At 46.8% G+C, this 24,156-nt stretch carries 15 protein-coding genes and 1 pseudogene; 5 read left to right on the top strand and 11 right to left on the bottom strand.

Going from position 1 to position 24,156, the window contains the following annotated elements; all coding sequences use genetic code 11:
• From QUB63_RS21490 to QUB63_RS21505, 4 genes are all read left to right on the top strand, one after another.
• Nucleotides 1–660, top strand: a 660-nt coding sequence (locus QUB63_RS21490; protein WP_332947341.1) for an RNA-guided endonuclease InsQ/TnpB family protein, incomplete at its 5' end; no start/stop codon positions are given.
• 32 nt (nt 661–692) lie between these two features.
• Nucleotides 693–1,721: a phosphoribosylformylglycinamidine cyclo-ligase gene (purM, locus tag QUB63_RS21495; RefSeq protein ID WP_332947342.1), complete on the top strand. Its 1,029-nt coding sequence runs from the start codon at nt 693–695 to the stop codon at nt 1,719–1,721.
• Nucleotides 1,722–2,349: 628 nt separating this feature from the next.
• Nucleotides 2,350–3,813 (top strand): ABC transporter substrate-binding protein/permease, encoded by a 1,464-nt coding sequence (locus QUB63_RS21500; RefSeq protein WP_332947343.1) that lies wholly within the window; start codon nt 2,350–2,352, stop codon nt 3,811–3,813.
• Entirely contained in the window at nt 3,779–4,528 is a 750-nt protein-coding gene (locus tag QUB63_RS21505; RefSeq protein WP_332947344.1) for an amino acid ABC transporter ATP-binding protein, read from the top strand. The genes QUB63_RS21500 and QUB63_RS21505 overlap by 35 nt, the downstream gene beginning before the upstream one ends.
• Before the next feature lie 221 nt (nt 4,529–4,749).
• On the opposite strand, the gene QUB63_RS21510 is transcribed toward QUB63_RS21505, so the two are convergent.
• Nucleotides 4,750–9,429 (bottom strand): DUF4347 domain-containing protein, encoded by a 4,680-nt coding sequence (locus QUB63_RS21510; protein WP_332947345.1) that lies wholly within the window; start codon nt 9,427–9,429, stop codon nt 4,750–4,752.
• A gap of 342 nt (nt 9,430–9,771) precedes the next feature.
• The gene (locus QUB63_RS21515; RefSeq protein WP_332947346.1) at nt 9,772–10,818 is read right to left on the bottom strand and encodes a UPF0104 family protein; all 1,047 of its coding nucleotides are present in this window, start codon (nt 10,816–10,818) and stop codon (nt 9,772–9,774) included.
• A gap of 103 nt (nt 10,819–10,921) precedes the next feature.
• Between QUB63_RS21515 and QUB63_RS21520 the strand changes: the two genes are divergently transcribed.
• Complete coding sequence (locus QUB63_RS21520; protein WP_332947347.1) at nt 10,922–12,958, top strand: S8 family serine peptidase; 2,037 nt, start codon at nt 10,922–10,924, stop codon at nt 12,956–12,958.
• A 221-nt stretch (nt 12,959–13,179) separates the two neighbouring features.
• Here QUB63_RS21520 and QUB63_RS21525 read toward each other — a convergent pair whose 3' ends face one another.
• From QUB63_RS21525 to QUB63_RS21565, 9 genes and pseudogenes are all read right to left on the bottom strand, one after another.
• Complete coding sequence (locus QUB63_RS21525) at nt 13,180–13,659, bottom strand: hypothetical protein (protein WP_332947348.1); 480 nt, start codon at nt 13,657–13,659, stop codon at nt 13,180–13,182.
• 172 nt (nt 13,660–13,831) lie between these two features.
• Complete coding sequence (locus QUB63_RS21530) at nt 13,832–15,505, bottom strand: glycosyltransferase family 39 protein (protein WP_332947349.1); 1,674 nt, start codon at nt 15,503–15,505, stop codon at nt 13,832–13,834.
• Nucleotides 15,506–15,639: 134 nt separating this feature from the next.
• A complete protein-coding gene (gene pruA, locus QUB63_RS21535; protein WP_332947350.1) occupies nt 15,640–18,615 on the bottom strand; it encodes an L-glutamate gamma-semialdehyde dehydrogenase in 2,976 nt (991 codons plus the stop codon).
• A gap of 85 nt (nt 18,616–18,700) precedes the next feature.
• Nucleotides 18,701–19,636, bottom strand: a complete 936-nt coding sequence (locus QUB63_RS21540) for a hypothetical protein (protein WP_332947351.1) — start codon at nt 19,634–19,636, stop codon at nt 18,701–18,703.
• Between the two features lie 146 nt (nt 19,637–19,782).
• Nucleotides 19,783–20,127: pseudogene (locus QUB63_RS21545) on the bottom strand (DUF5615 family PIN-like protein).
• A 4-nt stretch (nt 20,128–20,131) separates the two neighbouring features.
• A complete protein-coding gene (locus QUB63_RS21550; protein ID WP_332947353.1) occupies nt 20,132–20,458 on the bottom strand; it encodes a DUF433 domain-containing protein in 327 nt (108 codons plus the stop codon).
• Between the two features lie 233 nt (nt 20,459–20,691).
• On the bottom strand, nt 20,692–21,150 hold the full coding sequence (locus tag QUB63_RS21555) for a type II toxin-antitoxin system VapC family toxin (RefSeq protein ID WP_293259020.1): 459 nt from the start codon (nt 21,148–21,150) through the stop codon (nt 20,692–20,694).
• The gene (locus QUB63_RS21560; protein ID WP_293259022.1) at nt 21,147–21,416 is read right to left on the bottom strand and encodes a FitA-like ribbon-helix-helix domain-containing protein; all 270 of its coding nucleotides are present in this window, start codon (nt 21,414–21,416) and stop codon (nt 21,147–21,149) included. Before QUB63_RS21560 ends, QUB63_RS21555 begins: the two co-directional genes overlap by 4 nt.
• Before the next feature lie 176 nt (nt 21,417–21,592).
• The gene (locus QUB63_RS21565; protein WP_332947354.1) at nt 21,593–24,136 is read right to left on the bottom strand and encodes a protein-arginine deiminase family protein; all 2,544 of its coding nucleotides are present in this window, start codon (nt 24,134–24,136) and stop codon (nt 21,593–21,595) included.
• Nucleotides 24,137–24,156: the final 20 nt, after the last annotated feature.

Below are 24,156 nucleotides of genomic sequence, written 5' to 3' on the forward strand. Positions count from 1 at the left end.
TATACAGACTCTAATGGTGTTGCAGTTGAGAATCCGCGATTTCTGGGCAAGGGGGAGCGCAGATTGAAAAAAGCCCACAGACAAGTTTCAAAGCGTGTCAAGGGTTCTAAAAACAGGGATAAAGCCAGAGCGATTCTTGGAAAACGCCACCTCAAAATAAGTAGGCAACGTAAAGATTTTGCTGTGAAATTGGCAAGATGCGTCATCCAGTCCAACGACTGTGTAGTCTACGAAGATTTGAGGATAAAAAATATGGTGAAGAATCACTGTCTAGCTAAATCAATTAACGACGCATCTTGGTATATGTTCCGAGTGTGGCTGGAGTATTTCGGCAAAGTATTCGGAAGAATCACAGTTGCCGTGCCAGCCAATGGAACAAGTCAAGAATGCTGCTTCTGCTCCACTATTGTTAAGAAAAGTCTATCAACGCGAACCCACGCTTGTCAGTGTGGATGCGTGTTAGATCGTGACCATAATGCCGCTAGAAACATCCTAAGTCGGGGATTGAGTACGACGGGGCACGTCGGAACTTGGATCTTAGATCCGAACGCTTGTGGAGAATTGACCGCTACTGATGTTGAAGTAATTCTGTATCGGCAAGTCGATTCTGCGAATCAAGAATCCCCTCGGCTGTCTTCCAGGGGAGTGTCAACGGCATAAACTTAAAATTTAGAAATCGATTTGGCGGACTTATGGATTATCGAGCAGCAGGTGTGGATGTTGAGGCGGGCAGAGCTTTTGTCGAGCGCATCAAGAATACAGTCAAAAGCACCCACCGATCGGGTGTTTTGGGCGGATTCGGCGGATTTAGCGGGTTTTTTAGCGTCCCGGAAGGTTTAAAAGAGCCGGTGATGGTTTCGGGCACTGACGGCGTGGGGACTAAGTTGAAATTGGCCCGCGATCTCGATCGCCACGACACGGTAGGTATCGACTTGGTGGCGATGTGCGTCAACGACGTGCTGACATCCGGCGCCGAGCCCCTCTTTTTTCTCGATTATTTAGCCACGGGAAAGTTAAATTCCGAACAATTAGCTGCGGTGGTGACAGGAATTGCTGACGGTTGCAAACAAGCTGGCTGTGCTTTGCTCGGAGGGGAAACGGCAGAAATGCCCGGTTTTTACTCTTCGGGTGAGTACGATTTGGCGGGGTTTTGCGTGGGAATTGTCGAAAAGAGCAAATTGCTTGACGGTTCGCAGGTACGGGTGGGAGATGTGGCTGTGGGGCTGGCTAGTTCGGGAGTTCACAGCAACGGTTTTAGTTTGGTGAGAAAAATTGCGGGCGAGATCGGTTTTGATTGGCATTCCCAACCGGAAAAGTTGGGCGGTCAAACTTTAGGAGAAGTGCTGCTGACTCCGACTACAATTTATGTTAAACCCGTCCTCGAAGCAATTAAGAGCGGTTTAGAAATTCACGGCATGGCTCACATTACAGGCGGCGGTTTGCCGGAAAATTTGCCCCGCTGTTTGGGAGCAAATCAATCTGTGAAAATTAACACCAGTAGCTGGCCGAGTTTACCGATTTTTGACTGGATTGCTGAAGCTGGCTCTGTGGCGGCTGCCGATATGTTCAATACTTTTAATATGGGGATTGGGTTTGTGCTGTTGGTCGATCGCACATCAGTCGAACAGGCTGTTAAATTGTTTGAATCTCAGGGAATTGCTGCGTTCGCGATCGGCGAAGTTATTGACGGTAACGGGGAATTGGTAATGGGCGTCGATTAATTTTAGTTGAATGAATTAAAAAAAAACGCCTTTTTTTTTCTGGTCAATTGCTTGACTTTGACCGTTCAATAAAGTATTATTAGATAATGGAAGTGGTGGCAATTTTCAAATTCAAGTCACCACTCCCATTATCTAAAATATACCACAATAATTCGGGCCGAGTCAATAGGTAATACTTCTTTTTTAGGCCGGATTTTTTTAACAAGATTTTCATAAACCTATTTTTTTAATAATAGAGAACACCTTGGCAAAATTAGGTTGGTATTCGTGACTTTTTAGAATAAGAATGGTATAACATCTGTCTTGACAATGGTGACTTACAGCAGATTCCAGGTCGATCGAGTACACCTCAGAAACCCGGAGGGGGCAAGGCCCAACACCAGCCCCTAGACAAACCTGTTTTTTGTACTTGGTTTACCTGGAAAAAGCTTTCAGTTGACAGTTGACAGTTGACAGTTGACAGTTGACAGTTGAGAGCGACCTCTACCGGGCAGGAAGAGGATTGGAGTAATGAATAGTCGGATTTTAATTTCTCCCAAAAAAGGTTTTGGCTTTAAACCAATTCTTTCTGGTAATAATTGCGAATTTTGGCGTATTTGGTTTTCTAGGGATTTTTTTAATGCTGAATATGAAACGTTTAAAATGGCGATCGGTGCTGGCGGCGGCCCTGGCGATCGCCTTTTGCTTAATTGCGATCGCCAGCTACGCCCAAGCCAACAAAACTTTAACGCTGGCGACTTCCCCAGACTACCCGCCCTATGAATTTAAAGATACGGCTGTTAGCGGCAACGAAATCATCGGTTTTGACATCGATATTGCCAAATATATTACTAAAGAATTGGGCTACGAGCTGAAAGTAATTGGGATGGATTTTAACGGCTTAATTCCCGCTTTGCAGGCCAAAAGAGCCGATTTTGTGATGGCGGGAATGACTCCCACAGCAGAAAGGAAAAAAAATGTTGCTTTTTCTGACCTTTACTACGAAGCTCAAAATACAATTGTCGCCAATAAAGGCAGCAATTTGACCAAAGCTGAAGACTTAGCCGGGAAAAAAGTAGGCGTTCAACTCGGAAGCATTCAGCAGGAAGCTGTGAAAAAAATGGCAGGGGTGCAACTCGCTCCTCTGAATAGAATTCCTGATATCATTCAAGAAGTAAAAGCGAAGCGGATCGCGGCGGGAGTAATTGAGGATACGGTCGCTAAAGGTTATGCAGCAGCTAACCCGGACTTGGAATTTAACACAATTCCCAATACTGAAGAAAGCGGTTCGGCGATCGCCTTTCCAAAAAATTCTAGATTAGTTCCAGAATTCAACCGAGTTCTCCAGCAAATGAAAGCCAGCGGTCAAATTCAGGAACTAGCTACGAAGTGGTTTTCTCGACCGATCGCCACTGAACCGGCTCAAGCAAATGCGCCTGCGGTATCGCCAAAATTCGGGCTGGATTTTGGCAAAATAGTGCCGAATTTACCTTATATTTTGTCCGGGATTTGGGTAACGCTCACCTTTACCTTGCTGTCGGCATTTCTGGGATTTCTCTGGGGAATAGTGCTGTCTCTGTTTAAAATTTCTAGCATTAAACCGCTGTTCTGGTTCGGTACTGCTTACACCTCAATTTTTCGAGGAACGCCGCTAATTTTGCAGTTGACTTTAGTTTATTTTGCAACGCCGCAGCTTACGGGCTATAATATATCTGCGCTGCAAGCTGGCGTGATTACTTTTTTCCTGAATTCTGGGGCTTATATTTCCGAAACAATCCGCGCCGGAATTCAAGCCGTAGATAAAGGTCAAAAAGAAGCCGCAGAATCCCTTGGCGTTCCCTACAAGCTGATGATGGGCGATATTATCTTGCCGCAAGCGTTGAAAAATATTTGGCCTGCATTGGTGAATGAAAGTATTGCTTTGTTGAAGGATTCAGCTTTAGTTTCGGTAATCGGCGTAGAAGATTTGCTGCGCCGCGCTACAATTGTGGGAGCAGAAAAGTATATTTACTTTGAACCTTTGATATTTGTGGGCGCAATTTATTATTTGATGGTGCTTAGTTTAACTTGGGGGGCCAATGTACTCGAACGCAGACTCCAAAGTAGCAGTTAAGGTCGATCGCCTTTATAAGTCTTTTGGCAATCTTAAGGTTTTGCGGGAGATTACCACGGAGATTCACAAAGGAGAAGTGATTGCGATTATCGGCCCTTCGGGGTGCGGCAAGTCTACTTTTTTACGCTGTTTGAATTTACTGGAAGTTCCGACTTCGGGACAGATATACATTGACGGCGTGGATATTACTTTGCCGAAGGCGGATATTATGAAAATGCGGCAAAAAGTGGGCATGGTATTTCAGCATTTCCACTTGTTCCCGCACATGACGGTGCTGCAAAATGTGACCTATGCGCCTCTCAAGGTGAAGCATATTGAATCGGATGAGGCGCGTCAGAAGGGCTTAGAATTGCTGGAAAAAGTGGGTTTGTCTGATAAGGCGGATGTTTATCCTTCTAAGCTTTCGGGGGGACAAAAACAGCGGGTGGCGATCGCCCGCTGCTTGGCTATGGAACCGGAAATTTTGCTGATGGATGAACCGACTTCTGCACTCGATCCTGAAATGGTTAAAGAAGTGTTAGATGTGATGAAAGCTTTGACGCAGACGGGCATTACAATGGCAATTGTGACTCACGAAATGGGTTTTGCGCGGGAAGTCGCCCACCGCATCTTGTTTCTGGATGGCGGAAAGGTGGCGGAAGATGTGCCGCCGCAGGAGTTTTTTAGCAACCCCAAGTGCGATCGGGCAAAGCAATTTCTGGAAAAAATGCTTTAATCCAAATTAACCTATTTTTACTTTATTTTCCCGCAGTTCGATCGACTCGCGAGTCCCGCAATCCGGCAGGGGTTTAAACCCCTGCCTCACAGAAGACAGTCGGTTAAAACCGACTGAAAGAATTGGCCCAAAGCAGCGTCAATCCCAGTCCTCTTTGAGAGGACTTTCGCTCTCTCGACAGGGGTTTTTAACCCCTGTCGGACTCTCCCACCCGATCCTGTTTAAATTAAACTGAAATCGACGGCACTTATTCTGCTAGCAGAAACCCCATTTAAAACAGCTATAATTTCCCCAGTCGGCACAAACTGGATCGACGTTTTACCGCTGACTTGATTAACATTTAATTGCTCGAAAGTCAAGCCATTACCTAACATCAGCAAATCTTTTCCTGCTTCAAAATCCGCAATAATATCGCTCCCGGAATTGGTAGAGAGTAAAAAGCGATCGCTGCCAGCACCTCCAATCAGACAGTCATCCCCCAAACCGCCAATCAAAGTATCATTTCCCTCGCACCCGTCTAGCAAATCATTGCCAGCACCTCCACTCAGACAATCATTGCCAACACCTCCGCAGAGAGTATCATCACCATAATTGCCGTCGAGAGAATCCTCGCCATCACTGCCGAAGATGATATCATTTCCTTTGCCTCCAAAGGCGCGATCGCTGCCCTTGCCGCCGTCGATAAAATCAGCACCTTCACCGCCAAAAATTAAGTCGCTGTCTTCTTTACCATTTATTGAATCGTTGCCGCGATTTCCGAAGATGATATCTTCGCCTTCACCGCCACAAATTAAGTCATTTCCCTTGCCCCCAAAAAGGATATCGTCTCCCTTGTTTCCGTCAATTAAATCATTGCCTCGGTTGCCGTAAAGGATATCGTTGTCTTCACCGCCGTAGAGGTTGTCATCGCCTAAATCCGCATCGAAAATATTCGAGTTTGGACTGCCGTAAAAAGCATCGTTTTCCGGTGTGCCAAACTGAATTTCACCGCTACCATTGCCGTTGATGGTGTTGTTAGCTTCGTTTGGGCGATCGATCTTTGGATACTCAATAGTATTGCAAATGCAATCCGGGGAAGAAGGGGAAGGGGAAGGGGAAGGGGAAGGAATTAGAGTCGGCGTTGGCGTTGGAGTTTCCGCAGGCGTGGGAGTTGGCGCAGGTGTTGGTGTTGGAGTTGGAGTTGGCGCAGTCGTCGGAGTTGGCGCAGGCGTCGGCGTCGGCGTTGGAGTTGGCGCAGGCGTCGGCGTCGGAGTTGGTGTACCCGTTGGTGTTGTTGTCGGAGTCGGAGTTGTCGGAGTTGTCGGAGTCGGAGTCGGAGTTGTCGGAGTCGGAGTTGTCGGAGTCGGAGTTGTCGGAGTCGGAGTGGTTGGCGTCGGAGTTGTCGGAGTCGGAGTTGTCGGAGTCGGAGTGGTTGGCGTCGGAGTGGTTGGCGTCGGAGTTGTCGGAGTCGGAGTGGTTGGCGTCGGAGTGGTGGGAGTCGGAGTTGTCGGAGTCGGAGTTGTGGGAGTCGGAGTTGTCGGAGTCGGAGTTGTCGGAGTCGGAGTTGTCGGAGTCGGAGTTGTGGGCGTCGGAGTTGTCGGAGTCGGAGTTGTCGGAGTCGGAGTTGTCGGCGTCGGAGTTGTCGGCGTCGGAGTTGTTGGAGTAGGCGTTGTTGGAGTCGGAGTTGTCGGAGTAGGCGTTGTTGGCGTCGGAGTTGTGGGAGTCGGAGTTGTTGGCGTCGGAGTTGTCGGAGTCGGAGTTGTGGGAGTCGGAGTTGTTGGGTTGACGGTAATATTCACACGATCGACATCTGTTTGAGCACCGCCTAATTCTGCTGATGCGCGATCGTTTGTCGTCAAAGTCAGCGTATCGGTGCCGCTAAAGTTCAGATTCGGCGTATAAGTTAAACCATCTAAAGCAGCATTAATATCAGCCTGTTTTCCCGTATAAATCAGGATGTTGCTACCATTCCCCGATCCGGTAACTCCCGTCAGCGACTTCAGTGTAAGAGTGCCGCTGGTAACGCTGAGATTAACTTCCACCGACTCGCTATCTGCATCCGATACAGAGATACTATTGCCGTTGCTAGCAGAGAAGATGCGAGGAGTATTTTGAGTCGTCGTTTCTTTGCCGATATCAGTAGTAATGTTGACACTCCAACTGGCAATATTTCCAGGAGTAGTAGCATTGGAAGCTTTAGCATTCTCTGGTACAGCATCAACTGCATACAATTTCCAAGTGCCGTTGGGGTTAGTTTTGTTAAAAACAGAAAGAGTCGAACCGTAAGGCCCTTCTGGTGCCCCTGTCGGTGTCGGTCCCGGTAGAGTGAAGGGATAAACATCGCGAGCATTGTTTAACGAATAGTTTGTCGGTTTGTAAGTTCCTGAAGCGATCGTTGGTACTGTAGAACTAGAAAGAGTGGAAATAAAAGAGGCTGCATTATCATCCAACTTCAGCGTGACGCTGTTGAGTGGTGCAGATGGAACCTGAGACATTAACACCACATTTTGTCCCTCTGGGCCGACTAGCAAGAGGTTAATGACCTGGGATACACCGGAACCGCTACCAAAACCCTCAGAAGTTTTAACATTGTTGAGAGCGATCGTAACGCTGTCTACTTTTCCTGTTACACCTGAAACGTCAATAGCAGACGGATACGGTGTCGCTAAAACGTTATATACCAAGTCTCCGCTGTTGATGGTAATGTTATTCGGGTTAGTTGTCGTGGTGGTGGTTCTTCCCGGTATTGAATTAATAGGAGATTGATTGCGACGGGAAAATTCCGAGGTATCGCCTGTGGTTTTGTTAGTAGCAGTAGCAGCGAGAACCGGTTTGCCTGCTACTGGAGTGTAGGGGAAGTTGATGTTAGCATTGCCAGCACTATCTGTAGTAACGTCTTGGAAACCCAGGAAAGTTTGACCTTGACCTGCACCTGCGGGGTCATAACTGGTATTTGCAAAGAATTCGACGCGGAAATTGGCGTTAGAAGTGCTGTTGAGAATGCCCTTGACTGTGTTGCCGCTAACTGAGGTCAGAACCGGGTAATTTTGCAGGTTGTTGCTGCCTGTATCCGCATCGCCCAAATCGTTGGGAGTGATGCCAGTATTACCGATTAAGTCAATACCTAAGCGTTTGTTATTAAAGATGCTATTCCCTTGTATGGTGTTACTGTTGGCATTTTTACTAGCAACCTCAATCCCGCTGCCGCTATTGTTGGCAATGATATTACCTTCCCCAGGTGCAGTGCCGCCGATAGTATTATTCGAGTTTTTGCCTAAGATAAAAATGCCATCACCCTTGTTACCTAAATCTATTGTACCGGTGGCATCAGTCCCGATGTAATTGCCAGTAATTTTGGTGTTTGTGACTCCTTCCTTCACAACAAATATGCCACTAAAGCCGTTGCCCGAGATGACGTTGCGGGAGATAATATTACCTGTTACGGGGGTGACATTAGGAGGATTGTTTTGAGTGTAACTTTCGATTCTGAGCCCACTGACAGTGTTGCCTACAGCAGTCGTACCGCTAATATCAGTGCCAATGTAGTTATCTTGGATGGTATTGTTATCACTTTTCACTTTAATACCTAAGCCAAGATTGATGGTTCCTCCCTTGCCAAATCCGTTGATGACTAATCCTTGAATTGTACTGCCGCTAGAATCTAGCTGACCCGGAACTTTATCTAAGTCTAAACCAACGACGTACTGGTCAGAAAAGCTTCCTGGTGAGGAGGCTGGTTGTTGTACTAAACTGCCATTGAGTTCAATTATTGGCTTTCCAGCATATCCTGGTTGAGATTTGCCATTGATAATAACTGGGCTGGTGATGACAGGTAAGGCTTGATTGAAAAGGGTAATGGTATGAGGTCCAGTGCCGGGAATGTTAAAGTTAATTGTGTCTAATCCCGGATTGGAATTAGCTTTTTGGATCGCATCTCGCAGAGAATCTGTACCGCTATCGGAATTATTGGTAACGGTATAGGTAGTCAAAACAGACGCATAATTTTGCATCGCGTTTGACTCGAATGCTAAGGGCGATTTAATGTTGCCGATTTTTTCTTCTAGTTCCCAATTGCCACCTAATTTTGCACTCCCCGTGAGATGCTTGGATGCGGCGATATTTGCACCGGTGAGAGTGGCAATGCGGTGGAGGAAGTGGACACCATCTACGGCTTGTTCGTCGAGTACGCCGGGGGTTTCAATTCTCGTTTCACCAAAGTATTCTAAAGCTGGTTCGCCGTCGAGTACGCCGGGGGTTGAAACCCCCGTCTCATAGCAAAAGTCCTCTTCATAGGACTGTTTAATGAAATTGTTTTCAGTCGGTTTCAACCGACTTGAGCTTTGAGACAGGGAATTTATTCCCTGGCGGACTTTCTGGCTAGCATAGAAAAAGTCCTCTTCATAGGGCTGTTTAATGAAATTATTTTCAGTCGGTTGAAACCGACTTGAGCTTTGAGACAGGGAATTTATTCCCTGGCGGACTTTCTGGCAAGCGCGGGATGCTGCTGCTACATTACACCCGTAAATCAGGATGTCTGCATCAATTGTTAAAGCGCGCCGCCATTGCTGCAATTGCTTGCCATAAGCTTCTAGGTTATCAACAGACAGTCTGGTTTTACCGAGTTGCAAGCTTCCCGGTGCGCCGTGGGAAACTAGATGAATGCTGTCAATATTAGTGCGGTTTGCTAAGACTTCGCAAATCTGTTCGACTCCATCTCTGTGGGCGTCGATAATTATTGCTTCTACTCCCAATTTCACTCCATTTAGGAGATTTTGATAGTCTGTTACTGCCGCATCGATAAATACTATTGTACTGGGGTTATTGCTGCGATCGCCCTTTTCGCCCTTTTCGCCAAAACTCCCTTTGCCCGCCTTGATTTGATTCGCAAGTTCGCTCGATCGTCCTGATAAAACTGATATCATGGCTGTGTACCCCCGATCCTAAAGTGAACAATTTTTCATAAATCCAGGACGATCGCACCCGAACTCAAAAAAATTAGTGTCTTTGACAGTACAAATACCTAACTTTGTGATTTTTATGAGAGCAACTCGCTTTGTTTGCCAGTCTTAAATTTATTGATTCAGACTAGATTGTTTGTGGCTTTGTTTCTTAACGGCCCAAACAGATGAGTTGACAAAATTTTTGTCTGAAGTCAACTATAGCCAGTATACTTACGTAAGCCCAAAGTCTTAATAAAAATACATATTTTTGACTCCGGCTAATCGGGGTAAATCCGCTGGCATGATATATTATTTTCCACTTACTTAACTGTGCCGATCGCGCTGCCGATCGATATGAGCCAAAACAGCACCGGAAACATCCGCCAGAATACTGATAATCCGATACAAAGCCACCGCACTCAAAATTATACCCACAGAAAAGCGATCGGACAGCAGGGCGATCGCCGTTGCTTCAAATACTCCCATCCCTCCGGGCGCACCCGGTACAACCAAACCCACAACAAACGCAAAACCAAAAGCACCGAACAAGTTGGGAATATCGATAAAACTCGCCGGATTTAAAGCCATTACCGTTAGCAAAAAACCGCTGCCCCGCAATCCGATAAAACACATTTGTCCGATTAACGGCACTAAAGGATAGCGTTTAATTGGCAAATTATTTTTGCGCTGGGACTTGACATTAGATATTTTTTTAGCTAGATTGGAGCTAGACTCTAAAGGCGAAATTAGTCGCTCGCCCGCAGCCTCCCCAACCTCTGAATTTTCCCCCTTGTTCTTGGATAACTTCAACCGCTCTACAAACAGGACGATCGGATTTAAAATTCGGGGATGAATCGCCGTCAAAATAGCAGCACCACCGACAATCCGCAACCACCCATTGATGCGCTCAAAACAAATCAAGCCAATCAGCACGCCAGCAGAAGCCATCAGCAGCGGTTCTAGCAGCACGCTGAGAGTAGCAGCTTTGGGGAAAATCCCGGCTTTTTTTGCTTCCAAAATTCGACCCCAAAAATGCCAAATATTCCCAGGTAAATACTTGGCAATATTGGTTTTGAGAAAAACTTGAATCGCCCACGCCGCATTTACAGGTTGGCGGAATTCCCGCAAAATCAACATCCACACCCAGCCGACAAAAATTAGAGACAGTAAAGTGACGCCAAGCGCGATCGCCAGTAACGGAAAACTTTCGGATCGAATGCGGATATTAGCGACTTCTCGCCAGTGAGTTACAAAAGCTTTGGCAATAAATAAAAACGTGCCGCCCAAAATCACATAGCGCAAATAAGGCTTTAAACGTGATTTGGCGACGTTGAAAAAATTCTGAATTCGATGCAAGTGTTGTTTTCCCATTTTCCGCTCCTGATTAGTGAATTTGGGATGGTAGATTTATTAAGGACAATTTCATGTTTGAAATCTAAAATTTAGATTGATTTTATCTAAGGAGTAAATTTCTATGCCCGGCCCGAGCCTTGACGGATTTTCCTATCTTTTAGATGATAGCCCCAATAGTTTCGCATTAACTCCGGGCTTTTTGACTCCTTATCCTAACGGACTTTTTGCCCTGGGAGGTAATGATTTTATTGTCGGTGCCTCGGATGCCGAGATCCTCAGCGGTGATAATGGTAACGACAGACTCCTCGGCGGCGGCAATTCCGATACACTCTTCGGTGGTGTCGGGAATGACTTGCTTAACGGCGGTGCCGGCAATGACTTGCTGTTTGGCGGCAAGGGCAGCGATACCTTGCAAGGAGGTAGGGGAGATGACGCCCTCAACGGCGGTAACGGTAGCGACGTTTTAGTGGGCGATGGAGGCAAAGATATCCTGACAGGGGGTTTGGGCCCCGATACCTTTGTCCTGGGCAGCAACTCCGCAGTCTCCGATCCGGCTGTTGCAGACATGATTGCTGACTTTAACAGTTTTGAGGATGCGATCGGACTAACTGACAATCTTACCGAAGCAGACCTCACTTTAGAAACAGTTTCAGGCACTCCCAATACAGTAATTAAAATTCGTGGGTCCAATGCTATTTTAGGCGAAGTTGCCAACACATCACCACAAAACCTCAGCGGTAAGTTCATCTCTGCAAGTACCGTATTGGGCAACCAACTCAGCCAAGCCCGCGATTTAGGCGTTTTGAGCAGCACTCAAACCATCGCCGACTCGGTTAGCAATGCCCGCCCCGACGGCATTTACCGCTTTACTTTGCCTGCAACTAGCGACTTTAAATTAACTGTCAGCGGTTTGAGTGCCGATGTTGACGTGGCGGTGATTAAAGATATTAACGGCGACAATTCTATTGACTTTACCGATATTATTGCTTCTTCTCAAGAATCGAATTTATCGCCGGAGTCGATCGACCTTAACGGTTTGGCAGCCGGAACTTACTTTGTCCGAGTTTATCAAAACCAAGGCAATACAAATTTTACCCTAAATTTATCTGCAACTCCTGCAAATATTGTTCCTAACAATCCCAGCAACTCACCGGGTTTTGACTCTCGTTTTGGGTTCGGTTTAGTGAATGCGGCGGCGGCAGTTGCTTCTTCTCAAGGTGTGCCAACTTTTCCTGATGTTCCCGACTTGGGCGGCGACGAGTGGGGCAGAGATTTAATTAAAGCTCCAGAAGTTTGGGCCCGGGGCTTGACTGGAGACGGCATTGTGGTGGCAGTTATCGACAGCGGAGTTGACTACAATCACCCGGATTTGACCGGGAATATTTGGAGCAATGGGGGGGAAACGGGCGTTGATGCCGCAGGTAGAAATAAAGCTAGCAACGGCGTAGATGATGATGGCAATGGCTTTGTTGACGATTTACGGGGATGGGATTTTGCCAACAACGATAATGACCCGATGGATGATAACAATCACGGCACTCATATCTCGGGTTTAGTTGCTGCGAAAAAAGATGGGGTGGGAATTACTGGAACGGCTCCGACTGCGAAAATTATGCCTTTGAAAATACTCGATCGCGCGGGAGTTGGGAAAATTAGTGATGAAATTAATGCAATTAATTATGCGGTGGCAAATGGATCGAAGGTGATTAATGTCAGTTTTGGCGGTCTACAGTTCAACGAGCAAGAATTGAGTGCGGTTCGAGCCGCTGAAGCTAAAGGTGTGCTGGTGGTTTCGGCGGCAGGAAATGATGCTCGCCCGGAGGTTGATTATCCGGGTAAGTTTGCAACTGAGGTAGGAATTGCTGTCGGTGCTGTTACCCGAAACGGCTTGTTTGCGGCTTATTCTAACCGCGCGGGATCTGACACAATTAGTTATTTTGTTGCTCCGGGCGGCGATGGCGGTAGAGCTGATGCTGGGGATGTTTATTCAACGGTGCCGCTGTCTCAACCGGGGGTTCCCTATCGATATTTTGCGGGTACTTCCATGGGAGTGCCGCACGTATCCGGGGTGATAGCTTTGATGTTGCAGGCCAATCCCAGTCTGACTCCCGCTCAAATTAAGCAGATTCTAGCGGAAACGGCGAATCGAACAGTTTAAACTCGATCCGGTTCGTAGTGAGGACTTCAGTCCTTCCTCATAACAATCTGAAGAAGGACTAAAGTCCTCACTACAAACTTTATTATAGGTTCGTAGTGAGGACTTTAGTCCTAATTTGGAAGAAGGACTAAAGTCCTCACTACAAACTTTATTATAGGTTCGTAGTGAGGACTTTAGTCCTCATCTTCTGTAGTTGCGGCGTCAACCACCCCAGGACGATCTTAAAAATTGGCCGCGTAAGTCAAGTCAAATTGACGGCACAGGGTGATGCAGCAGTAGTTTGGGCGATCGAATACTAACTCGTAATTCATCTCGCCCTCAATTTTTGTAATCGGCTGCTTCAAGGGGATGCCGTGAATGTCGTATTGGCGGCGTTCTAAGGCACTCCAGTCGATAATTTTGATGTCGATTTGGTTCTGCAACTCAGTTGCGATCAGATATAAGTGCATCTTGTCTTGAACTTTCCCAGTCAGGGGAATTTTCATCAACACTGACTGAGTGACAAGGGGTTTTTGGTCGTTGGGATGCTTCTGAGTGTGGCAGCTTTTGAGTTCGATCTCGTAAGGTTCTACCTTAAATTTCTCTCCGTTGGCGATCGCAGACGTGTGCAAGTCTTTCAGGCAGTTTTCTAGATGAGGGATCAGCCCTAAATCTGGATCGCACAGCAGTTTGCGAATATTGGAAGTTTCAGTTACTGTCATTTTAGATTTTTGATGTTATGTTTGTGATTCTTAAATTATAGCTTACCGCGAAAAGCACTGCTATTGAACTCTACTCGCGACATACTTCCAAAAACCGGGTTTCTGGGCTGTATGTCGCGGCGAACCCGAGATTTTTTGCAGAAACCGGGTTTTTTTCCTCAATCCTTGCAGATTATTTTTTGGTAATTTTCCAGAGATTGAGCTCGACATTACCAACTGCCGGATCTATTTGATAATTTTGCTGTTCAATTGCCGATCGCAAAGCTGAGGACGGTCTGTATAAAAACAACTCGCCGAAACCGCCGGGAATTTTCGGGGGTTGTGGTTTTTTCCGTGCCAATTCTCGATTTTTGTAGCAAGAAGTGTAACAGCGGGGTTCGATTAGCAGTTTGACTTTTGGTTGCAGGCGATAACTTAAAGGCATGATGTATGCGATATTTGCATCGCTGATTATCAGGGGATTGCTGGCAGAATTGACAGTCGCAGCTACTTCTAATTCGGCGCGCAACCAACCGCTGCCTTTATTCCACCAACTGTCTGCTTGAGAACTAACTCCACCGGATATGATGCCCGCGCAAAACAGTGCAACTATAACTATTTTCCACAATCTTAGCTGTTTTAAGTTATCAAAATTGTTGCTAATTTTCGCAGACAGCAGGTAAGCAACTGCTAGCTGAATTCCCACATAACAAGGAACTAAATATCGCGGATTTGCCGATCGCCTTCCGCCTTTAACTATATCTGGCACTGCCAAAAATAAGGCTGTTGTGGCAATTAATAACAATACCATCAACCACACCCGTTTTGGTGTTTGCCGGCACAGAAAATAAAGGGAATAGCCGACTAAAGCTAGAATCGTGATGCCAACGGGAATTACCAAGGCTAGTTCTGTGGCGCTGGCAGTTCCATCAATGCCAATATCAAAAAATGCTATGCTGACGGCGCCCGCCCACCTGCTGACTAATCTTAGGAGATTTGTCTGTTCTGCCCATACTGTGGTACTTCTAACTTGATTGAAGTTTTCGACAGTATTTACGAGGGAAGGCATGAAGCCAATTAAGGCGACCATTGCTGCTGCATAATAGGCAATAAATGTTTTAACATCGCGCCAGTTGGCAATGACTGCGACGTAGATTGCGTGGGCTGCGGCTACCCAGATATATAACAAGTGGGTGTACAATCCCATTGCTGCTGTGACTGCGTATAGTGTCCAGTGAGAAATCAGCAACATGGGATTTTGATTGACATCCGGGCGCATTGCTCGCAATAAGGCTGCACTGGATAAAATAGTAGTTAATGTCCACAAACTGTACTGTCTGGCTTCTTGGGCAAATAAGATGTTGTAGGGAGAAATGGCGAAAATTGCGATCGCCATCCACGCTACTGCTGATGATTCAAACAACTCCCAAGCCAGCCAATAAATGGCGGGAAATACTAGCAAGCTAATGACGGCGGCCAAACTTCTCATTGCTGCAACGGAACTGCCGAACCACTGCGCCCAAAATCTGGCTAGTACGTAATACAGCGGCGGGTGTTGGGGGTCTTCGGTTGCTAAGGAATTCAGGGTATCGCTTAAAGTTTTTTGGGAATTTATCTGCTGGTATTTTTGTAAATCCGAGGGCGAAGTTATTTTCTGGTATGAAATTTGTTTGATAATTTCCGCTTCGGTGTAGCCGGAAACTCTTAAGGAAGTATAGTTTTCGTCGATCCAGTAAAATTTGCGATCGAGATTGACAAAGCGAAATAAAATGCCGATCGCTAATACAGCTATAATTAAAAATCGCAACCACTTCTCAAGTGGAGGGTTGTGAGAATTTAGTCGAGCGCGATTTTTAGTAAATTCCATTTTATCACTAGCTAATCTCGCATAATTTTTTTTCTGTCACCCCACAGACCACACGGTTCGTAGTGAGGACTTTAGTCCTTCTTTCTCAAAAGCCAGAGAGAGGACTGAAGTCCTCACTACGAACCAGAGAATGATTAATCGTCTACTCCTTCAATCGGCGCAAAACCTTGCCGCTGAATATTTTCAGTTATAGTACGAGGTTCGAGGAATTGCAGCAAATAATCCGGGCCGCCGGCTTTAGAACCAACTCCGGAAAGTTTGAATCCTCCGAAGGGTTGGCGCGATACCACAGCGCCGGTAGTTCCGCGATTGATGTATAGATTTCCGACTTCAAAATCAGCTTGGGCGCGATCGATATGCGAAGGCGTGCGAGAATACAATCCGCCAGTTAAAGCGAAATTCGTACCGTTAGCAATGTTAATCGCTTCGCTGAAATTTTTTGCCCGAATCACCGACAAAACCGGGCCGAAAATTTCTTCTTGGGCGAGAGTTGCTGTCGGCGATACTTCCGTAACAATTACTGGGCCGACAAAATAGCCTGTTTCCGGTGCGGGCATTTCTAAGGCTATCTTAGCTTCGGCGCGACCTTTTTCGATGTATTCGCGGATGCGCGACTGGGCGGTGGCATCGATTACAGGCCCGACTTGAGTGCCGGGATTTTCTGCTGCGCCGACATTGAGCGATCGCGTCGCTTCTACCAATCTTTCCACAAAATTATCGTACACCGATTCTACTACAATTACTCGCGAACAAGCGGAACATTTTTGGCCGCTGTATCCAAAGGCCGAATAAACTACGCCAGCAACTGCTTGGTCTAAATCCGCACTTTCATCGACAATAATTGCATTCTTGCCGCCCATTTCCGCAATTACTCGCTTCAGGTGTTTTTGTCCGGGCTGCAAAATCGCGGCCTCGGCATAAATCCGACAGCCAACTTCCTGAGAACCGGTGAAGGTAATCATGTGAACGTCTGGGTGTTTCACCATGTAAGCGCCGACAGTTGAACCTTTGCACGGCACGTATTGAAATACGCCTTTGGGAATTCCAGCTTCTAGCAAAATCTCAGCTATCTTTGCAGCAATTACTGTGGAAAATTCCGCAGGTTTGAGCAAAGTACAGTTACCTGCAACCAGCGATGCAACGGTCATACCGACGGGAATTGCCAGGGGAAAATTCCACGGGGAAATAATCAGAGAAATCCCGCGCGGTTGATAGGTGTAGCGGTTAGTTTCTCCGGGGATGTCGTAATTTTTCCCTTGTTCCAACCGTTCCATTTCGTCGGCGTAGTAGCGACAAAAATCTATGGCTTCGGAAACTTCGGCATCGCATTCTCTGACGGGTTTGCCGACTTCAAACACCATCCAAGCTGACAGTTCGTGGCGCCGCTGTTCCATCAATTCTGCTGCTTTTCGCAAAACTCCGGCGCGCTGGCGGACGGGGGTTTTCCGCCAGCCGGTAAAGGCTGCTTTGGCTGCTTCCAGGGCTTGTTTGGCTTGTTCTTCAGACAGTAATCCGATTTTTCCGACTACTTCTGCGGGATTGGAAGGGTTGAGTGAGTTAACTGTTGTTTCGGTATTTTGGTACTCGCCGTCGATTAGCGGCAAGTAGGTTTTACCTAGGTTGGCGCGCACTGATTTGATGGCTGTTTCTGCTTGTTGCCGCAGTTTGGTATTGGCGTAGTCGGTATCGGCGACGTTGGGGAATACTTTGCTGTAAACTAGCTGGTCGTTACCATTGGCTACTGGCGCGGCTAATAGTTGTTCGATCGGCATTTCTTCGGAACTTTGCCGAATAAACGAACTGTTGGCGGTATTTTCCAGCAAGCGGCGGATCAAATAAGCCATTCCCGGCAGCAAATCGCCGTAGGGACAGTATACTCGCACGCGATAACCCCGATCGACCAAAAGCTTGGCCAGTTTGTCGCCCATGCCGTACAGCACTTGCATTTCAAAGCGGCGGCGCGGTATGTTGAGAGTTTCGGCAATCGCGATCGCCCTAGCTTGCGATCGCACGTTGTGGCTGGCGATTGCAGCATACAAATATTCGTGATTTTCCAGCAACAACTGAGTCATTGCTTCAAAATTTGCATCCGTAGCAACTTTGTCATTGTAGACAGGCTGCGGCCAATCCTTCTGCATCGCCTTGATAGTTTCCTGATCCCAGTAAGCGCCTTTCACCAGCCGTACAGTTATGGGATTGCCGCGTTTTTTCGCCCAAGCAATAATGCCTTGCAAATCTTGTTTGCTGTCGCGCAAATATGCCTGCATTGTAATTCCGACATCCGTGCGGCTGCGGAACTCTTCCTCTAACAATAAGTCTTTGAGAATGCTGAGAGTTAAACTCTTGTAGGCGTACTGTTCCATGTCGAAATGAACAGCCGCCCCCAATTCCTGCGCGCGGCGCAATAACAGGCGAATTCTCTCGCTAACTTTCTCCTCGCTGCCTTTAGCATCCAGCGGGTCAAACTGAGAATAAAAAGCCGTTAACTTGACAGATACTTGCACTCGCGGCAGAGTTTCGCCGTCAGCTTTGTCAATGGCATCTACCTGCGACCAATTCTTTGCTGCATTCGCGAGTTCCGCCATCAATTCCAAATAGCGGTTAAGATAAATTTGCGCCTCAGTTTCTGTAATTACAGCTTCCCCCAAAAGGTCAACTGTAAAACCCATTTTATCTTTGCGGAGCCGTTCTAAGGTTTTAATTACCTGCTTGATATTTTCCCCAGAAATATACTTGTGCGCCAAAGTTTCCACAGCAGGTGCAACGGTTGTCGCCGCCAATTGGCCGGGAACCGAATCAGCGTTAGCAAAGCTGAGCAATTTTTTCAATGCTTCGGGCAATTCTACTTCTTCCACAGTCAGGTATTCTTGCAAGTGGCGGGCAATTTCCGGCTTGCTGCGGAGGGCGGGCAAACAGTCAATAAATCGAAACAATTGCACCCGCAGTCCGGGGCTGGCCATTGCCCAATCCATCAGTTTGTCGTCCCAGCGCATTTGGTCTTGCAGTTGACCGAAAAACGATCGCTTTTTGTCTTGAGTTGCCTTCAGGATTTCTTTAGCTATTTCCTGAGTTTTTGCTTCGTAGATGCTTGGAGATACTTGTGCGACCATTGGTAATTAGTAATTGGTAATGGGTAATTGGCAACCAGGGCGGGTTGATGTATTTTGCAACTACTCCCCGATCCAATTATACTTGCTATTTGACTTCAATTTTAACTCCGTAGTTTGCTTGGCGATCGCCGGAAATTTCAATAGTATAATCGCCGCTGCTGGCTAGTTGACCTTGCCACTGACCTGTGCTATCAACAGTACCTACTTTTTCACCGTTAGGAGCAATAATGTCAGCGCTAACATCACCTTCTTGCACCTTTACTGTCATGCTTTGGCCGCTATTGCACTCTAGCAAGTAGCGCTTGGATTTGTTGGCTCGCAAACTATTGCTGAGAGTAGTTCCCGTAGCACCGGCTTGAAAGTTAACTCGCTCAGTTACAGGGGTTTCCACCGCAGCGGGAGCGGGAGCGGGAGCTGGAGCTGGAGCGGGAGCTGGAGCGGGAGCTGGAGCTGGCGCAGCAAGTTGCGGAACGCCAGACAGGGAGGGTATTTGAGTCTGGCCGGGCGACGGAGGGATTGTGGCGGGCAGTGTCTGCCCTGGTGCTGGACCCACTCCGGGCCGGCGGTTGGCGCGCGCTGCTGCGACAGGGGGAGGGCTTTCGGGGAGGGGTACGTCTGAATGCAGTTTGATTTGAATGTTCGCTCTTTCTTGATACATTTTCCACCCTAGGAAAGCGCCGAGACTGAGGACGGAACCGACTAACATTCCGCTGAGAAAAACTGCCAAAATTTGCCAAATTCGAGCTGGTTTCGGCTCGGGATTTGCTGTGTAAGTTGTGGGTTGCGAATAACCGACAAGTTGACTGGTTTCCGGCGCATTGTCGGCGGGAATTGGAATTGTTTCTGTTTTGTCCATTGCCGTTGAAATATCTTCGGGCGCGGCAATTTCAGCGGGAGTTTCAGCAGGCGCGGAAGTTGAATCGGCACTGGTAATTGCAGTGTTCGCCAGCTCGTCGCTGGCCGTTGAAATTGTTTCCGGTTGCTGAGTCAAAATTTGATTTTTTTCCTGTTCGTCGCTCATGGGGCTAAATTTTTTGTACAAATGCTGCTTTTAGACATTTTACGTTATTGGCGCGATCGCCCGCACTGCACCGCTACACCCAGGCCATTCGCGGAATCTGTCGGCTGGGGCGATCGCAATTTACCAACTTTTAAAACCTATGATATTTATCGAGATGGACGATTGACTCTAAGGAGCGCCCCTCTCAATGTTTCCAAATTAGAAATAGCCTCCGAAATTCGTGCAGCCATCCTCTGTCTGTCCTGTTGGTCGTCTTTACAGACAATGATACCAGCATGGTTAGGTTGTGAAGCGTGCAGTCGGATAAAATCGATTATATTGAGTGTTTAAACTGCCCGTTCATTTGTAACAGCAAAAGCCAGGACATCTTCATCAGGAATGCCCAGATTTGCGTTCCTCGCTTCTTGTACAGTAAGCACATCGTGACCTAAAGCGCGAAGTAGTTCAACTACTATCTTAGGAAATTGTTCATCTGCATACAAACGTGCCATTCTGTTAATCTATGTCGTTCAACTTAATTGCTGCTTCAATCTCGTCAGGAAATGCTTCAGCATAAGCCCAAGCATTTTTCAAATCGCTAGCACTAATATGCGGATAATCTGCTAAAAGTTGAGCGTCTGTCGCGCCTAATCGACGAGACTCTACCAGTCCCCAAACAGAAATTCGAGTCCCTGCAATCCTGGCATTACCGCCGACTACACCGGGAGTTTTTTCAATTAAGTGCCAAGCGTTAGCTAAACTTTGAGCTAATATCTGTATGGCTCGAGCTTTTTGGGCCGGAGTCAGGGAAAGCAGTTGCGGTTCTAATTCTTTTAGTGTCATAGTAGATCGGGTTTTGCTGCTGGGAATTTCATATATATATTATAGCGATCGAGCGGTTTAAACCGCTTTTTTTGACCTCTAACTCGACAAACGAAGTCCAGGCCAAGCAAACTAAAAAATCGCGTCCGGGTGCGTCGCTCATATATTGTCGTAAATTACCGAGATTATCGCAGTGACGCACCCTACTTTCAATCGCTGGTAACAATAAAAAATCGAATTAATTACCGATAAAGCTAAGAATAAGACAGTGGGGGTACATCGAAATCGTTAAACGATCGAACATCATAAGATGTGCCGACTAAAGCTCTGACTAGCTTTTGATCTAGAGTTAGCAAAGGCGCGCCAACTTGTTCTGAAAGAGCAACGTAACTGCCATCATAAGCAGAGATTCCATGATTTAAGGCGATATCTGTTGCATCTAAAATCAGTTCATTAGTAGATACTGCACGCAAGGATAAACCTCTAAGATTAGCTAAATCTGTTGAAACATCAGCAGCAGCATAAAGTCCAGCACGGACATACTTCCAGATAATATTTGCACACTCAATATAAAACAGATCCGGTACAAATATTTCAGTCTGTGGGATTTCAAGATGGGTAAATAATTGAACGACTTTAGATGACAGCGGATCGGGGATAAATTGCTTAATCCCCACGCTAGCATCGACTACGCACCTCATAGGATTGGTCATCTATCGCGATCCTCTCTAATTAAAGCGGTACTATCTAATATCATCCCCATATTTGCGGGACGAGACTCGCGACGACGGCTGATTTCTGCCAATAGTTCTCTTACAGACTTTTTACGTTGTCCTGAGAGGGGTTTTATCTTTGTTGACAACTCAGATTCTAAAATGGCGATCGCAAATGCACTAATCGAGCGGTTTTGAGCATCGGCTAACTCTTGGAGCCTCGTATACAAATCCTCTGGTATATTTTCTATTTGCAGGGTAGCCATCTCTTAAACTCCTAGCATAGTTCTCCTAAATATTAGCATATGGAGGCGAGTTTAGGAGGTATCTTGGGATTTACGGTTGGGTGGGGGCGGGTTTATGAGATTGTTCGTTACAGGCGAGTATTATTAGTGAAGCCGCCCCTACAAATTCCCGCTACCCGATGCCAGATTCCTAATTACTAATTATTAGGCAAAGACTGCCAAAAAGGCCGCGGTTCAGGCTTCCTCACAGTATTCGTTGCCGACTGCACGTTTCCTTTCAATTCTTGATAATACCTGTCATCCAGAAAACTTACGCTAACGCCCGCGGGAAGCAGCAATTGGCGCAATCTTTCTTGAGTGTAATCTAGACCATCAATCATCGGGCCGCGCGGATTTGAAACTAACAACTTGCCGTTAACCGGCACCGAATTGACCATATTCGGCCACCAAGCATAACCGCTGTAACCAAACATAGCTGGAACTTGGATAATTTGGTCGTCAGCGAGGGAAAACTCTCTTTTCAACTTCTCTAAAATCGGATAGATTTTCTGATTTTGCAAATTGAGATTGTGTTGAATTAAAGCTGGATTTTTCAAAGCAGCGCTGACTGTAGTTTCCGTGCTCAAACCGCGATTGATAGTAACATCGCCGTAACCTTTTCCCGCCAATTCTTCCAACAGCCTAACTCCGGCTTCTGGACTGGCGATCGCCATTATATATTTTCCGGGAGTTTGACTGGGAATAAAATTGATAATTTCATCGACTTGACGAGTCAAAAGCCAAGAAGTATCAATATCCACCGCCGGCCCTTGAATTCTCTGAGCTTGAATAAAATCCAGTACCTCTGGATTGAAAGTAGCATTCCCCGAATTCCCGTAATAAACTCGACCCATTGGATATCCGGGAATCGGCGGCGTCACCTGCAAATTTCCGTAGCCATTTGACCACTGACTTACAGGGTTTTCATCGCGACGGTTGCCAATTTTAAATACTCTCAAATCCCGCTCTTGAGTTGATTGAGCAGGCTGGTTTTTCTCTGAGTCGCGATTGCTTTTTAGGGCGACATTAACTTGACGCAGATCGGATTTTTCGGGAACTTGAACGTAGCCGTTTTTCTGAATGTCTTGCATCCAAGCATTATCGCCCTGGATGATTTTTACTTGAGCGCCCGTGGGTTCTACAGCTTGTTTGAGTTCTGAGATAAATTCGCTATTTGCCGAGCCTCTGTCGCTGACCACAATTTCTGTTACTGGTGCGGTATTGGCAGGCATTATCCAAGGACTGACGCCCATTTGGATTGTGGTGGCGGCGATTTGTTGACCGTTGTTTTCGGCAGTTGCTTTGAGATTAACTTGGCCGTTCCAGTTGCGATCGGCAAATTGTTTTGCTTCCACGCCTAAAACAATATTCGTGCTGAAAACTAGGGGTTGAGCACCGGATATATCTACAGGTTGCCAGCCGTCGCCCGTTTTCTGAAAAACGCTGATGTGAGGGCTAGCAATGCTGTCAGCCGTGATAAATAATTGAGATGTTTTGAAGTTTTCAGACAGTGTTAAGTTAACTTGAGAAAGCATTGCTGCGCGGCGGGGTACGCTAACTTTGGTTTGTTGCCAAGTCGGTATTTTTGTGCGATCGCTCTTTTGCTCGTTAAACAGAATGAGCGCGCCGCTGGACAATGACCATTGTTCTTTTCCGGCTTCGTCTAGCTGATTAATTTCGCCGTCTCTGTTGGTATCTCCCGCAAAGAAAAAGTTCGACGGCGACGCGGCGGGCGCAACTGGGGCTGGAGTTGCGGTTGCGGTTGATTCGGGAGTTGCTGTTGCGGTTGACTCAGGAGTTGGTTGGGGAGTTGCTGGTTGATTGAGTTCTAATAGTTGTCTTTGTTGTTCTTTTAGGGCGAGTTCTTGCTTTTCTAATTCTTGCCTTTCTAGTTCTTTTAGTGCTAATTCTTGCCTTTCTTTTTCTTGGCGGGCGAGTTCTTGTTTTTCTTGTTCTTGTCGGACTAATTCTTGCCTTGCAAATTCTTGTCTTTCTAGTTCTCTGCGGGCGAGTTCTTTTTTCTCTTGTTCTTGTCTCTCTATTTCTCGGCGAGCAAATTCTTTTTGTTCTTGCTCTTTTCGGGCGATTTCTCTTACCTGTTCTTCCTCGGCTCTAATTTTCTGTGTAGAACGTGCTACTTGCCATTCGTAGGTAGCGAGAGTGAGATTTCCTTGATATTCGATGGTTTTGTCGATCGCCCGTTGGGCCAAAAAAGAACCGTGGGGAATGAGCCGAAGGTTATTGATAGCCAATTGCCAAAAGCGTTGCGACTGTTCCCAAGTAGCGGGATCGGCTTTAGAAGTGCGTCCAATGACGACGGCTTGGGAGGCTAATCTAGCAGCTTCGTCCCAATTATTTTTGGCTTGTTTTTCTATTTGAATCTGATTTTGAACGTTTTGCAGTTGCTGCGTCAGAATTTGGGATTGGTGGCGGGGGCTTTCTGGTTGCCAATATTCGGGGGAAAACAGGCTGCTGTCGGGAGTTTGGGCAAGTTTATCTAATTGTACTTTGAGGCGATCGCGCAATTTGTAGAGTTCCGGGAGGGATTGCGGAGTGTCGCCGTCTGGCTGTCGCGGGGAGAGTGCGAGTTGGTAGTTTAGGGAAGGTTGAGCGAGTGTTGCGGGGATTGCAACCCAAATTATACCGATGACGACACCGAAAGAATTGACGATCGCGATCGCAATATATCGAACCCAGCGCATATAGTTAATCCTCAGACACC

Source organism: Microcoleus sp. ARI1-B5 (genome assembly GCF_036705795.1).
Lineage (GTDB): Bacteria > Cyanobacteriota > Cyanobacteriia > Cyanobacteriales > Microcoleaceae > Microcoleus.